The 13,427-nt window shown below is 64.2% G+C and carries 12 protein-coding genes; 7 read left to right on the plus strand and 5 right to left on the minus strand.

The window, feature by feature from the left end; translation table 11 throughout:
- Positions 1 to 121 precede the first annotated feature (121 nt).
- Complete coding sequence (locus HS968_RS08555) at positions 122 to 1,069, minus strand: bile acid:sodium symporter family protein (protein ID WP_182370968.1); 948 nt, start codon at positions 1,067 to 1,069, stop codon at positions 122 to 124.
- Between the two features lie 159 nt (positions 1,070 to 1,228).
- Positions 1,229 to 2,089, minus strand: coding sequence for a MurR/RpiR family transcriptional regulator (locus HS968_RS08560; protein ID WP_182371591.1), 861 nt, complete (start codon positions 2,087 to 2,089; stop codon positions 1,229 to 1,231).
- Between the two features lie 222 nt (positions 2,090 to 2,311).
- On the opposite strand from HS968_RS08560, the gene zwf reads away from it, so the two are divergent.
- The 7 genes from zwf to HS968_RS08595 all read left to right on the plus strand — a co-directional run bounded on the left by zwf (position 2,312) and on the right by HS968_RS08595 (position 8,927).
- Complete coding sequence (gene zwf / locus HS968_RS08565; protein WP_182370969.1) at positions 2,312 to 3,781, plus strand: glucose-6-phosphate dehydrogenase; 1,470 nt, start codon at positions 2,312 to 2,314, stop codon at positions 3,779 to 3,781.
- Positions 3,768 to 4,481, plus strand: a complete 714-nt coding sequence (gene pgl / locus HS968_RS08570; protein ID WP_182370970.1) for a 6-phosphogluconolactonase — start codon at positions 3,768 to 3,770, stop codon at positions 4,479 to 4,481. Before zwf ends, pgl begins: the two co-directional genes overlap by 14 nt.
- Positions 4,481 to 5,152, plus strand: coding sequence for a bifunctional 4-hydroxy-2-oxoglutarate aldolase/2-dehydro-3-deoxy-phosphogluconate aldolase (locus HS968_RS08575; RefSeq protein WP_272970962.1), 672 nt, complete (start codon positions 4,481 to 4,483; stop codon positions 5,150 to 5,152). The genes pgl and HS968_RS08575 overlap by 1 nt, the downstream gene beginning before the upstream one ends.
- A gap of 154 nt (positions 5,153 to 5,306) precedes the next feature.
- Positions 5,307 to 7,229: a methyl-accepting chemotaxis protein gene (locus HS968_RS08580; RefSeq protein WP_182370971.1), complete on the plus strand. Its 1,923-nt coding sequence runs from the start codon at positions 5,307 to 5,309 to the stop codon at positions 7,227 to 7,229.
- A 115-nt stretch (positions 7,230 to 7,344) separates the two neighbouring features.
- Positions 7,345 to 7,878, plus strand: a complete 534-nt coding sequence (locus tag HS968_RS08585) for an REP-associated tyrosine transposase (RefSeq protein ID WP_182370972.1) — start codon at positions 7,345 to 7,347, stop codon at positions 7,876 to 7,878.
- Between the two features lie 192 nt (positions 7,879 to 8,070).
- Positions 8,071 to 8,505: a YciI family protein gene (locus HS968_RS08590; RefSeq protein ID WP_182370973.1), complete on the plus strand. Its 435-nt coding sequence runs from the start codon at positions 8,071 to 8,073 to the stop codon at positions 8,503 to 8,505.
- A 2-nt stretch (positions 8,506 to 8,507) separates the two neighbouring features.
- Positions 8,508 to 8,927 (plus strand): VOC family protein, encoded by a 420-nt coding sequence (locus HS968_RS08595; protein ID WP_106739544.1) that lies wholly within the window; start codon positions 8,508 to 8,510, stop codon positions 8,925 to 8,927.
- Between the two features lie 140 nt (positions 8,928 to 9,067).
- Here HS968_RS08595 and ggpS read toward each other — a convergent pair whose 3' ends face one another.
- The 3 genes from ggpS to HS968_RS08610 form a co-directional block, all read right to left on the minus strand.
- Positions 9,068 to 11,326, minus strand: coding sequence for a glucosylglycerol-phosphate synthase (ggpS, locus tag HS968_RS08600; RefSeq protein WP_182370974.1), 2,259 nt, complete (start codon positions 11,324 to 11,326; stop codon positions 9,068 to 9,070).
- Between the two features lie 116 nt (positions 11,327 to 11,442).
- Positions 11,443 to 12,705: an MFS transporter gene (locus HS968_RS08605; RefSeq protein ID WP_182370975.1), complete on the minus strand. Its 1,263-nt coding sequence runs from the start codon at positions 12,703 to 12,705 to the stop codon at positions 11,443 to 11,445.
- Positions 12,706 to 13,054: 349 nt separating this feature from the next.
- Positions 13,055 to 13,426, minus strand: a complete 372-nt coding sequence (locus HS968_RS08610) for a hypothetical protein (protein WP_182370976.1) — start codon at positions 13,424 to 13,426, stop codon at positions 13,055 to 13,057.
- Position 13,427 lies beyond the last annotated feature (1 nt).

Here is a 13,427-nt window from a genome sequence, read left to right on the forward strand (position 1 = left end):
GAGTGCTGAAGGGGCCGTCCCCGGATGAGCCACCCTGTGATCAGGATGCGGAGGTCGTCCTCGCGTGCGCCAATATTGTGCATATTGGCGCGGCTCGGGCAAGGTGCTCCGGATTGGTGCGTCAGTTGGCGCTCTTCTCGGCGTCCTGACCCATGCGCCGGAAGACCGTGGCGATCAGGGCGCCGGAGAGGTTGTGCCAGACGCTGAACAAGGCGCTGGGTACGGCCGCCAGCGGGCTGAAATGGGCGCTGGCCAGAGCGGCGCCGAGCCCGGAGTTCTGCATACCGACTTCAATGGACATGGTCTTGCGCTGCGCCAGCGGCATGCCGCACAGGCGGGCGGCCAGGTAGCCGAGTGTCAGGCCGATGCTGTTGTGCAGAACCACTACCAGCATGATCAGCAGGCCGGACTCGGCGATTCGTGCCTGGCTGGCGGCCACCACGGCGGCGACTATGGCGACGATGCTCAGCACCGAGATCAGCGGCAGCACGTCCACGGCGGTTTTCACTCGTTCACCCAGCAGGCGTTGCACGATCAAGCCGAGGATGATCGGCAGCAGCACCATTTTCAGGATCGAAATGAACATCGCGCTGAAGGATACCGGCAGCCACTCCGACGCCAGCAGCCAGATCAATGTCGGCGTGACGATGGGCGCGAGCAGGGTGGTAACCGAGGTGATCGACACCGACAGTGCCAGGTCGCCACGGGCGAACCAGGTGATCACGTTGGAGGCGGTGCCGCCTGGGCAGCAGCCGACCAGAATCACGCCGACGGCGATTTCCGGCGGCAGGGCGAACAGCTGGCACAGTAGCCAGGCCGTGCCGGGCATGATGATGAACTGCGCCAGCACACCCACCAGCACGGCCAAGGGGCGACGCGCCACCTCGCGGAAATCGGCGGCTTTCAGGGTCAGGCCCATGCCGAACATGATCAGCCCGAGCAGCGGCACGATCCAGCTGGTCAGTGGCAGGAACCACGTCGGTTGGAAGAACGCCAGAATGGCGAACAGCAACACCCAGACGGCGAAGGTGTTGCCGACGAAGCGGCTGAGGGCGATCAGTGCATGCATGGAGGGTTCCTGGCAGGTTCGGAAAAGCCGGCAAGCCTACCAGAAGCCCCTCAGGATCGGCTGCCGCGTCGGCCTCGGGTTTATCGCGGTGCGCATGGCGCACCCTACCCGTGTGCAGCGATCCCGTAGGGTGCGCCGTGCGCACCCGCTTTTTAGTGCTTACAGCGGCTCTTCATCCGCCGGGTAACGGCTGGCACCTAGGCTTTCCTTGATCTTGCGCAGGTGCGGCTGGAAATCCACGCCGCGGCGCAGGGTGACGCCGGTAGCAAGCACGTCGAGCACGGTGAGCTGGATGATGCGCGAGGTCATCGGCATGTAGATGTCGGTGTCTTCCGGCAGCGGAATGTCCAGGCTCAGGGTGCTGGCCCTGGCCAGTGGCGAGCCGGCGGCAGTGAGGCCGAGCACCGAGGCGCCGTTTTCGCGAGCCAGGCGCGCTACCTCGACCAGTTCACGGGTGCGTCCGGTGTAGGAAATGATCACGAACAGGTCACCGGTGTGCGCCACCGAGGCGATCATGCGTTGCATCAGCACGTCGGAATGGGCCGAGACCGCCAGGTTGAAGCGAAAGAACTTGTGCTGGGCATCCAGCGCCACCGAGGCCGAGGCGCCAAGGCCGAAGAAGTGGATCTGCCGGGCCTGGATCAGCAGGTCGACGGCGCGGCTGATGTGCTGCGGGTCGAGGCTCTGGCAGGCGCTGTCCAGCGAGGCGATGGTGCTGCCGAAGATCTTCCGGGTATAGGCATCGGGGCCATCATCGGCCGCGACCGCGCGGCTGACGTAGGCGGCGCCGCTGGCCAGGCTTTGCGCCAGCTGCATCTTCAGTTCCGGGTAGCCATTGGTGCCGAACGAGCGGCAGAAGCGGTTGACCGTCGGCTCGCTGACGCCGGCAGCCTGGGCGAGGGCAGCGATGCTCAGGCGAGTGGCCTGCTGCGGATCGTGGAGGATCACTTCGGCCACCTTGCGTTCGGCCTTGTTCAGGTCGTCCAGGCGGCTCTGGATCTGTTCCAGCAGGTTGCGCACGCGGTCCATAGGGGCTCCTAGCAGGCGTTGAACGGATTTGCGATTTCGCGCCAGGGGTGACGGTGATCGGTAAGAAGGCCGGCTTATCCTACTGATCACGCCCTGTGCTCACCACTGATTATCGCTCAATCCGGAGGAATGTTGTTGCTATAACAATATTTGCTCTTGATAAAACCACTATCACCCGGTATCTCTAGTGCATCTTGATAAAAGAATAAAATCATGGCCGCTTTGAAGCTTGAATCCTGCACCTTGGCCCTGTTCGGCGCGCTGGGTGATCTGGCTCTGCGCAAGCTGTGTCCCGCGCTTTACCAGCTCGATCGCGCCGGTTTGCTCCACGAGGGTACGCGCATCCTCGCGCTCGCCCGGGACGAGGGCGAGCCGCAGCGGCATCTGGCAGCCATCGAGCAGGCATTGCATCTGTATGTACCAGCCCAGGAGCTGACAGCCAGCGAAGTCGAGCGCTTCATGGCGCGCCTGAGCTACCTGCGCATGGACTTTCTCGAGGCCGAGACCTACCCGGCGCTGGCCGAGCAGGTCGGTGCACAGGATCAACTGATCGCCTATTTCGCCACGCCCGCTTCGGTGTATGGCGGCATCTGCGCCAACCTCGCAGCGGCTGGACTGGCCGAGCGCACGCGGGTGGTGCTGGAGAAGCCCATCGGCCATGACCTGGCCTCCTCACGCGCGGTCAACGATGCGGTGGCCAGGGTGTTCGCGGAGAACCGCGTCTATCGCATCGACCACTACCTGGGCAAGGAGACGGTGCAGAACCTGATTGCCCTGCGCTTCGCCAACAGCCTGTTCGAAACCCAGTGGAACCAGAATCACATCTCCCACGTGGAGATCACCGTGGCCGAGCAGGTCGGCATCGAAGGCCGCTGGGGTTACTTCGATCAGGCCGGCCAGTTGCGCGACATGATCCAGAACCACCTGCTGCAGTTGCTCTGCCTGATCGCCATGGATCCGCCCAGCGACCTGTCCGCCGACAGCATCCGTGACGAGAAGGTGAAGGTGCTCAAGGCACTGGAGCCGATTGCCGCTGAGCAACTTGGCCAGCGCGTGGTGCGCGGTCAGTACGTGGCTGGTAGCAGCGGCGGCAAGCCGGTACCAGGTTATCTGGAGGAAGAGAACGCCAACGCCCGCAGCGACACCGAAACCTTCGTCGCGCTGCGGGCCGATATCCGCAACTGGCGCTGGGCGGGCGTGCCGTTCTACCTGCGCACCGGCAAGCGCATGCCGCAAAAACTGTCGCAGATCGTCATCCATTTCAAGGCGCCGCCGCACTACATCTTCGCTCCGGAGCAGCGCCAGTTGATCGGCAACAAGCTGGTCATCCGTCTGCAGCCTGACGAGGGCATCACCTTGCAGGTGCTGACCAAGGATCAGGGCCTGGACAAGGGCATGCAGCTGCGTAACGGTCCGCTGCAACTGAGCTTTTCCGACACCTACCGCAGTGCACGCATTCCCGATGCTTACGAGCGTCTGCTGCTGGAGGTGATGCGCGGCAATCAGAACCTGTTCGTGCGCAAGGATGAAATCGAGTACGCCTGGCAGTGGTGCGACCAGTTGATCGCCGGCTGGAAGCGCCTCGGCGAAGCGCCAAAACCCTATACGGCCGGCAGTTGGGGCCCCATGGCCTCGGTGGCCTTGATCACTCGCGACGGGAGGAGCTGGTATGGCGATCTCTGAACTGAAGCTGCCCGAAGGCGTGCTTGCCCATGATCACGCCAGTGCGCAGGCGCTGGCGGATGCGCTGGCCCAGCAGGTGGCTGAGGCCTTGCGCCAGGCCATCGCCACGCGTGGTCGGGCGACCCTGGTGGTCTCTGGCGGGCGCAGCCCAATCGCCTTTTTCGAAGCCCTGGCCCAGCAGGAGCTGCCCTGGGCACAGGTCGTGGTGAGCCTGGCCGACGAACGCTGGGTACCGGTCAATCATGCCAGCAGCAACGAGGCGCTGGTGCGCCGCTATCTGCTCTGCGGGCCGGCTGCCGAGGCGCGTTTTCTCAGCCTCTATCAGGTCGCCGGTAATCTGCAGCAGGCCGCCGAACTGGCCGATGCGGCCTGCGCCGAGCTGGCGCCCATCGACGTGTTGGTGCTGGGCATGGGCGACGATGGCCACACGGCTTCACTGTTTCCCGCCAGCCCCAACCTGGCCGAGGCGCTGCAGCCAGGCTGCGAGCGACGTGTCTTGCCGATGCAGGCGCCGAGCGAGCCGAGCCAGCGTCTGACCCTGACCCTGCCGGTGCTGGCCAGTGCCCGTTTGCCGCTGCTGGCGATACAGGGCCAGGCCAAGCTGGCGACATTGGCCGAGGCGCTGGCGCCCGGCGAAATCGCCCGTCTGCCGATTCGGGCCTTCCTGAATTCCCCTCTCGAAATCCATTGGTGCCCCTGATGACCAGCCTCGATCAGAGCCTGCGTGCGCGCATGGCCGAAAAAACCGCCGAGATCGACCGCATCTGCGCTCAGGCGCGGATCATGCCGGTGATCACCATTGCCCGTGAGGCGGATGTCCTGCCGCTGGCCGATGCGCTGGCTGCTGGCGGCCTGCGCGTGCTGGAGATAACGCTGCGCTCCGAGCATGGCCTGGAGGCGATCCGCCGCCTGCGCCGTGAACGCCCCGAGCTCTGCGTCGGTGCGGGCACCGTGCTCGATGAGCAGATGCTGGCCGCTGCGACCGATGCCGGTGCGCAGTTCATCGTCACGCCGGGCAGCACCCGTGAGCTGCTGTTGGCCGCGCTGGACAATCCGTTGCCGCTGCTGCCCGGCGTCAGCAGCGCGTCGGAGCTGATGATCGGTTATGCCCTGGGCTATCGCCGCTTCAAGCTGTTTCCGGCGGAAATATGCGGCGGCGTGGCAGCGCTCAAGGCGCTGGCCGGTCCTTTCGGTGGCGTACGTTTCTGCCCCACTGGCGGCATCACCGTGGACAACCTGCAGCGTTACATGGAGCAGCCCAACGTCATGTGCGTCGGCGGCACCTGGATGTTCCAGCGTGACTGGGTCGAGCGCGGTGATTGGTCGCGTATCCGGCAGTGCAGCAGCGAGGCGTTGCAGCTACTGGCCTGAATAGCACTGCGTGGTGGCCGCTGGCCACTGGCGCGACAAAAGGATTTAACCACTGTGCCGTGTTGGTCGCCTTGGGCGTCTGCTGACCCCGTGCTGGCTTCAACAAAAACAATTCTCCAGCGAAACCTGAAATATCCGCAGTTGGAGAATGTTTATGAACACCTGGTTCGCCAATCTTGGCGTCACCCGCAAGCTGGCGCTTGGCTTCGGCCTGGTGCTGGCACTGACCCTGGTCCTCGCCAGCGTTTCCTGGAACAGCATGGGCAGTCTGATCCAGCGCAGCGACTGGACGGCGGACATCAGCCACCTCAACAACCTGCTCAGTGAGCTGCGGGTCAATCGCCTGCGTTACATGCTGGACGATGGCGACGAGAAAATTGCCGAGCAGGTGCAGAAGTCGCTGTCCGACTACAGCACCGCCCATGCCGATGTGCGCAGCCGTTTCCGCAGTGAGGAAAACGTGCGTCTGCTGGCGCAGCAGGCCGAGCAGATCGAGCTTTATCAGCAGTCCTTCAGTCGTATGGTCGAGGCTTATCGCCAGGCGCGCGCCGCCCGTGAAGCAATGGGCGTGCAGGCACGCAAGGCGTTCGCCGACCTGGAGAGCCTCTACAGCGTCGTGCAGCAGATGAGCGAGTACGACGAGCGCCGTCCTGGCCGTTATCAGGCCGTGCGTGACGTGCGTGAAAACCTGCAACTGACGCGTTACGAAGTGCGCGGCTACACGGCCAATCCCAATGCGCAGACCGAGCAGTTGGTGACCGCCCAGGTCGAGCGCGCGGTGAAGAGCATCGATGAACTGGCCGCGGCTTTCGCCGGCGAGCAGAGCGCGGCCATCGATACCGTGCGCGGTGGTTTGGATGATTATCGGCTGGCGGTGCAGCGTTTTCGTCAGGCCAACGACACCATCGTTGCCGCGCGCGTCGAGCTGACCCAGCAGGGTTACGAGATCGTCAGGTTGAGCGAGGCGCTGGCACAGGTTCAGATCGACCGTCGCGACAGCGAAACCGCGGCCGCGCGTAGCCTGCAGATCATCACCACGCTGCTGGCCCTGGCACTGGGCGTGTTCTCGGCCTGGGTCATCACCCGTCAGATCACCCGCCCGCTGAGCGACACCCTGGCGGTGGTCGAACGCATCGCTTCGGGCGATCTCACGGCACTGCCACCGACCACACGGCGCGACGAGCTGGGCATGTTGCAACAGGGCGTGCAGCGCATGGGCGATACCCTGCGTCAGTTGATCAGTGGCATCCGCGACAGCGTCGGCCAGATTGCCAGCGCCGCTGAGGAGCTTTCGGCCGTGACCGAGCAGACCAGTGCCGGGGTCAACAGTCAGAAGCTGGAGACCGATCAGGTGGCGACCGCCATGCAGGAAATGTCCGCGACTGTGCAGGAAGTGGCGCGCAATGCCGAGCAGGCCTCGCTGGCCGCTTCGGATGCGGATCGGGAAGCGCATCAGGGCGATCAGGTGGTGGCCGAGGCCATCGAGCAGATCGAGGAGCTGGCGCAGGAAATGGCGCGCTCCACCGACGCCATGAACCTGCTGCAGCAGGAGAGCGACAAGATCGGCAGCGTCATGGACGTGATCAAGTCCGTCGCCGATCAGACCAACCTGCTGGCGCTCAATGCCGCCATCGAGGCGGCGCGTGCCGGTGATGCGGGGCGTGGTTTCGCCGTGGTCGCGGACGAGGTGCGCGGGCTGGCGCGGCGCACTCAGCAGTCCACCGAAGAAATCGAAACCCTGATCGCCGCCCTGCAGCGCGGCACCCAGCAGGTGGCCAGCGTCATGCAGGAAAGCCGCAGCCTCACCGAGGGCAGCGTGGCTCTGGCGCGCAAGGCCGGTGATGCGCTGGGTGTGATCAACCACAAGGTGTCCAACATCCAGTCGATGAACCAGCAAATCGCCGCCGCCGCCGAGCAGCAGGGCGCGGTGGCCGAGGAAATCGGCCGCAGTGTGCTGAACGTGCGCGACGTTGCCGAACAGACCGCTACCGCCAGTGACGAGACGGCCAAGTCCTCGGCCGAATTGGCGCGTCTGGGCAACCAGCTGCAATCGATGGTCAGCCGCTTCCGCGTCTGATCCGAGTTGGATTCGGTGCGCACGGCGCACCCTACGAGGATTACGGTTGCGTAGGGTGCGCCGTGCGCACCGCCGACTATCCTGAATCTGCCGGCAAGGATTCAGGAGACAAGGAATGTCCAATTACCGCCGCGCCCGTGATGCTGGCGCCTGCTATTTCTTCACGCTGGTCAGCCACCAGCGTCACACCCTGCTGACCGATGCGCCGTTGCGCGTTGCTTTACGTAAGTCCATCGAACAGGTTCGTATTCGCTATCCCTTCGCCATCGAAGGATGGGTGCTGCTGCCTGATCACCTGCATTGCCTCTGGCGCCTGCCGCAAGGCGATGCCGACTTCGGCTTGCGTTGGTCGATGATCAAGCGTCTGACCTCTCAGGCGGTCGTGATGCCTGGGGCGGTCAGCCTCAGCCGTAGCCTGCGCCGCGAGTCGGGCCTGTGGCAGCGGCGTTTCTGGGAGCACCGCATCTGCGGCGAAGAGGACTACCGCCAGCACATGGATTACCTGCATTTCAATCCGGTGAAGCATGGTTTGGTCGGTCGGGTGGCGGATTGGCCGTGGTCGAGCTTTCATCGGTTGGTGAAGGAAGGCGTGTATCCCGCGGATTGGGGCAGTGATGCCCGGGTGGATGAGGGTGCATATGGCGAATGACGCGGTGCGCACGGCGCACCCTACGAACCGCACGATCCCGTAGGGTGCGCCGTGCGCACCAAGAATATTTCAGCATGCCTGTCGATTCGTCCGTCGCCTGTTCGACTACTGCATAGAACCCCGACCTGGGTTCATTGTCAGCCGTAGGGAGCCATCCTGCGTGCGACCTCGACTCGAACAAGGAGAAAGGCGATGCGTTTTATGGTGATTGTCAAAGCGACTGCGGATTCCGAGGCTGGCCTGATGCCCTCCGAGGAGCTGCTCACGGCCATGGGCCGTTATAACGAGGAGCTGGCGGCCGCTGGCGTGATGTTGGCCGGCGAAGGCCTGCACCCGAGCGCGAAGGGTGCGCGGGTGCGTTTCTCCGGGGCGCAGCGCACGGTGATCGATGGCCCGTTCATGGAAACCAAGGAGCTGGTGGCCGGTTTCTGGATCTTTCAGGTCGAGTCGTTGCAGGCCTGCATCGACTGGGTCAAGCGTTGCCCCAACCCGATGCCTGGCGAGTCCGATATCGAGATTCGGCAGATTTTCGAAGCCGAGGATTTCGGCGCCGAGTTCACCCCCGAGTTGCGTGAGCAGGAAGAACGTATCCGCGCGCGCATCAGCAGTGACAGTCAAGGAGAGTAGCGATGAAGATACATGCCTATCTGATGTTCGACGGCCAGTGCGAGGATGCCTTCAACTTCTACGCCGAGCTGCTGGGCGGCAAGCTGGAGCTGATGCGCTTCGGCGAAAGCCCGGATGCCAGTGAGGTGCCGCCGGAATTTCATGACCGGGTGATGCATGTCTGCCTGACCACCGGCGACCAGATTCTGATGGCTTCCGACACCATTCCGCAGTATCCGCACCAAGGCATCAAGGGCTGCTCCATTTCTCTGCAGGTGGACAATGTGCCCGAGGCCGAGCGCCTGTACGAGGCGTTGTCGGCCGGTGGCGAGGTGCAGATGGAATTGCAGTCCACCTTCTGGGCGACCCGTTTTGCCATGCTCACCGATCGCTTCGGTGTGCCGTGGATGATCAATTGCGTGATCGATAGCCAGGAGGGGTAAGCCCTTTCTATCCCTCGTCATCATCCCTTCGCCCGCTTTGGTGCGCGCGGCGCACCCTGCAAGTGGTTTGGATGTGTCGCGGCTGAAGCCGCTCCTACCGAGCAGGTGAGCACCGTAGGAGCGGCTGGGCGGCATGCGTTTCAGCTTGCCAGCGTCAGTGGCTCGGGCACTTCCTGTATTTGCACGCCGGCGAGGAAATCCTCGCCCCAGCGGCGGATGTCGTTGTAGCAGACGATATCGAACAGCTCGCGCAGGCGCGCTTGGGCTTCGCTCTTGGGCAGGTTCAGCGCCAGGTAGCAGGTCTGCGCCAGGTCGGCGGGGTCGTGCGGGTTGGTCAGCAGGGCGCCCTTGAGTTCGGCCGCCGCGCCGGCGAATTCCGACAGCACCAGCACGCCGCGTCCGCCGAGCAGGCCCTGGGCGGCGACGAATTCCTTGGCCACCAGGTTGAGGCCGTCGCGCAGCGGGGTGATCCACATGACATCGGCCATGGCGTACCAGGCGCTGACTTCCTCGAACGGCAGGCTGCGGAAGAAGAACTGCAGTGGTGTCCAGCCGATGCGGGCGAAGCGGCCGTTGATGCGGCCGACCGCCTGTTCGATCTGGCTTTGCAGTTCGTTGTAGACGGTCATCTCCTTGGCCGCGGGGACACATACGGTGACCAGGGTGACCTTGCCCAGCAGTTCCGGGTTGTCGGCCAGCAGGCGCTCGTAGGCGTTGAGTTTTTCCAGGATGCCCTTGGTGTAGTCGAGGCGCTCCACCGAGAGGATCAGCTTCACGCCTTTCATTTCCTCGCGCAGTTGGCCCATCAGTTCCTTGATCTTCGGTGCTTCCAGCGCGTTACGTACCCGGTCGATATCCAGCCCGACCGGGTGCGCGCCGAGTTTGACCTGGCGGGTGCCGGTGTCCAGCGCAGTGGTCATGCGTTCCAGGCCCACGGCGCAGCCGTAGGTGATGAAGCGCGGCGCGCAGTTTTGCCGTTCCAGGGTTTTCAGCGGGAACACGCCGCGGGCGACGTCGACGAAGTTCTCCACCTGGCGTGGGATATGAAAGCCGATGTAGTCGCACTGCAGCAGGCTGCCGACGATCTGCCGACGCCAGGGCAGTACGTTGAACACGTCCGCCGAGGGGAAGTAGGTGTGGTGGAAGAAGGCGATGCGCAGATCCGGGCGCAGCTCGCGCAGGTAGGCCGGCACCATCCACAGGTTGTAATCGTGCAGCCAGACAATGGCGCCTTCGGCCGCTTCCAGCGCGGTGCGCTCGGCGAAGGCGCGGTTGACCTTGAGGAATACCTGCCAGTCGTCTTCGTTGAAGGTGGCGCGTTCCCAGAAGGTGTGCAGCGTTGGCCAGAAGGCTTCCTTGGAGAAGCGCTTGTAGAAGACGTCGACTTCCTCCTTGCTCAGCTTGACCCGCGCGGCTGTGAGCTTGGGATAGCGCTCGGCGTCCACCGTGGTGTGGCTGTCGAACGGCTCGTCGCCGTCCTCGTGCACGGCCCAGGCGACCCAGGAGCCGGGGCGGCCATCGCCGAAGAAGCTGAGCAGCGTGGGGATGATGCCGTTGGGTGAAGTGGGGCGGCGGCGCTGTAGCTTGCCGGCGGCATTGCGGTATTCCTCATAGGGCAGGCGGTGATAGACCATCACCAGTTCGGCCTTGCCTGGCTGAGCGGCCTGGCGGCGTTCGGCGGCGATGCCGTGCTCGCCGAGGAAGCCGAAATGGGCGAAGGCTTCGAGGATGCCGCCGCAGCCCGGGCGGTTGGCGTGCAGGGTGCGCGAGTGGCTGCGCGTGGCTTCCAGCAGCGCGGTTTCCGACTGGCCGACGCAGACGCCGTGGAAGCTGGCGCTGAGCATCGACAGGTCGTTGAGCGTGTCGCCGGCGGCCAGCACCTGATCGTGATCCAGGTCGAGCCAGTCGGCCAGCGCCTGCAGGCTGCTGCCCTTGTTCACGCCCTTGGGCAAGAAGTCCAGGTACAGCTCGGCGGAATACAACAGGTCGCAGCCCAGTTCGTCGGCGATTTCGCGCAGCGCCGGGTTGGCCGCCTGCTCGGGTGTGCAAAAGTAGGAGCAGCGCCGTGCTTGTGGCACGTCCTGGCGTTCCAGGCCGAACGGTTCGATGGCACTGGCCACCTGGCTTTCGCCAGGCCAGCGCGCATCGACCACGCTTTGCAGCGGCTGGATCGGTTGCAGGCTGTCGCCATGCACCAGGGTCGCGCCAACGTCGGCGATGATGTAGTCCGGCTGCGGCAGCGTCGGGTCAGCCAGCAGTGGCAGTACTGCCTCCAGGCTGCGCCCGGTGACGTAGGCGAGCTTGATTTCGGGGTGGGCTGCGATGGTCTGGTAGAGGCTCAGACGATCTTCGGGGTCGCCAGCGAGAAAGGTTCCATCCAGGTCGGTAGCTAATAGCATCGTTGTTTCTCCAGAAGTGGCCGCTGCGGCTCTGCTCGAATGCAAGCAGAGCCGGGCCGGGTTCTGGCTGCTTGGGGTAGGCTCGGGGCCTTGCCGAAACAGCCTTCCTTAGGTGTTCAGGAGGCGTTGGGGGAGGGTTCCTCCGCGGCTTCGTGGTCTTGCGGTGGTGCATCGGGCATCAGCTCCAGCACCGTCGGGCTGGTGCGTAGCATGGGCACGAAGTGGGCGGCGTCGCCGCTGACCAGATCGCTGACATGGCGCAGTCGGTAGAAGGCGTAGGCCGCCAGCAGGCCGAGGGTGCTGGCGAAGTACAGCGGCAGTGCACTGGCGCCGAGCTGCTCCATCAGTACCCCGGCCAGCAGCGGCCCGCATACCGAGCCGATGCCGTTGACCATCAGCAGGCTGGCGGAGCCGGAGAGAATCTCGTCGCTGCGCAACTGGTCGATCAACTGCGCCACGGCAATGGGGTAGATGGCAAAAGCCAGGCCGCCCCAGATGAAGATCGCGCCTAGCAGCAGCGTGCCTGCTGGCAGCAGGCTCATCACCAGCGCCAGAACGACCGCCAGCAGCACCACCCAGAGCAGCACCTGGCGCCGGTCGTGGCGATCCGAGTAGATGCCGATGGGCCATTGCAGCAGGGCGCCGCCGAGAATGGTCGCTGTCATCAGAAGGCCGACGCCGGACGTGTCGAAACCGGCGAGGCTGGCATACACCGGTGCCATGCCCCAGAAACCGCCCATGGCCAGCCCGGACAGGCCGGCGGCGATGATGGCCAACGGCGCGATCTGCCACAGATGACGCAGGTTGGTCGGCGGCGACTCGGGCAGGGCTGGCTGCGCCTGGCGGGTGAGGGTGATGGGCATCAGCGCGGCGCTGATAAGGATGGCGGCGATGGCGAACAGGGTGAATTGCACCGGGTCGGCCAGGTGCAGCAGTTGCTGGGCCAGGGCCAGGGCGCCGAGGTTGACCGCCATGTACACGGCGAATACCTGGCCGCGCTTCTCGTTGGGGGCCTGGGCGTTGAGCCAGCTCTCGATGACCATGTACAGCGTTACCAGCGCCAGGCCGTAAAGCACGCGCAGCAGCAGCCAGACCCACGGATCGATCAGCAGCAGGTGGAGCAGGGCAGCGATGGCGGCCAGGGCGGCGCAACAGGCGAACGCACGGATGTGCCCGATGCGCCTGACCAGCGGTGTCGCCAGCCAGGTGCCGAGCAGGAACCCGACGAAGTACCCGGACATGATCAGGCCGAGCATCGTGGTGGAGTAGCCTTCGGCGACGCCACGCAGGGTCAGTAGGGTGTTGAGCAGACCATTGCCAAGCAGGAGTAACGCGACCCCGCTCAGCAATGAACTGATGGGGGCAATCAAGGACCACATGCGAACTACCCTAGGGAACTATGCCGGTGATGGCAAGCAGGAAGTACGCCAATGCTTAGCTAGATAACTAATTAAGTTTTTGAAAAATAAAGGATATTTTTACCGATAAACGGTCTTTGGATATTTTTCAGGGCTTGCGGCGCGCCCAGGCGAGGCACAGGGGGATGCGGTTGCACCGATCTTGCGCCTGGTGCGTAGGGCTGATCGGACGAGGCTTTTGTGTCTGGCGACTCCTCGGTAGGGTGCGCCGTGCGCACCGAAAACCGCATTACGGCCTTGGCGCGCACGACCTGGGCGATCCCGCGAAACCCTACCCGAATGCCTGGCACGATCTCCCCGATTTACCGAGTTATTCGGTGCGCCAGATGATTTCTGTCTCGCCGTCGGCATCGACCTTGATCCAGCGATCGGCTTCCTCATCGCTTTCGTCTTCTACCCAGGTGCCGGGCGCGCAGCGAACCTGCACGCCGAGTGCGGCATGGGCCGCGCGGGCGCAGGCCAGGTCATCGGCCCAGGGCGTGGCGTCGCTTTCCAGGTACAGGCTGTGCCATTTGCCCACGGCTTTCGGCAGCCAGGTCACCGGTACATCGCCGGCCTTGCATTTGAAGGTCTGGCCTTTCTGTTGCCACTCGCTGCATTGGCCAAGGGCTTCGCCCAGCCACTGGGCCACGGCGTCGCGCTCGGCGTCTTTCAGGTAGATCTCGATATCGGGTTGGCGCATG

The organism is Pseudomonas berkeleyensis (genome assembly GCF_014109765.1).
Taxonomy (GTDB): domain Bacteria; phylum Pseudomonadota; class Gammaproteobacteria; order Pseudomonadales; family Pseudomonadaceae; genus Aquipseudomonas; species Aquipseudomonas berkeleyensis.

Coding starts and splice junctions, on each gene's coding strand:
- HS968_RS08585 (WP_182370972.1), top strand. CDS start 7,345: ATGTCCAATTACCGCCGCGCCCGTGATGCTGGCGCCTGCTATTTCTTC.
- HS968_RS08595 (WP_106739544.1), top strand. CDS start 8,508: ATGAAGATACATGCCTATCTGATGTTCGACGGCCAGTGCGAGGATGCC.
- pgl (WP_182370970.1), top strand. CDS start 3,768: ATGGCGATCTCTGAACTGAAGCTGCCCGAAGGCGTGCTTGCCCATGAT.
- HS968_RS08575 (WP_272970962.1), top strand. CDS start 4,481: ATGACCAGCCTCGATCAGAGCCTGCGTGCGCGCATGGCCGAAAAAACC.
- HS968_RS08590 (WP_182370973.1), top strand. CDS start 8,071: ATGCGTTTTATGGTGATTGTCAAAGCGACTGCGGATTCCGAGGCTGGC.
- HS968_RS08555 (WP_182370968.1), bottom strand. CDS start 1,069: ATGCATGCACTGATCGCCCTCAGCCGCTTCGTCGGCAACACCTTCGCC.
- zwf (WP_182370969.1), top strand. CDS start 2,312: ATGGCCGCTTTGAAGCTTGAATCCTGCACCTTGGCCCTGTTCGGCGCG.
- HS968_RS08610 (WP_182370976.1), bottom strand. CDS start 13,426: ATGCGCCAACCCGATATCGAGATCTACCTGAAAGACGCCGAGCGCGAC.
- ggpS (WP_182370974.1), bottom strand. CDS start 11,326: ATGCTATTAGCTACCGACCTGGATGGAACCTTTCTCGCTGGCGACCCC.
- HS968_RS08605 (WP_182370975.1), bottom strand. CDS start 12,705: ATGTGGTCCTTGATTGCCCCCATCAGTTCATTGCTGAGCGGGGTCGCG.
- HS968_RS08580 (WP_182370971.1), top strand. CDS start 5,307: ATGAACACCTGGTTCGCCAATCTTGGCGTCACCCGCAAGCTGGCGCTT.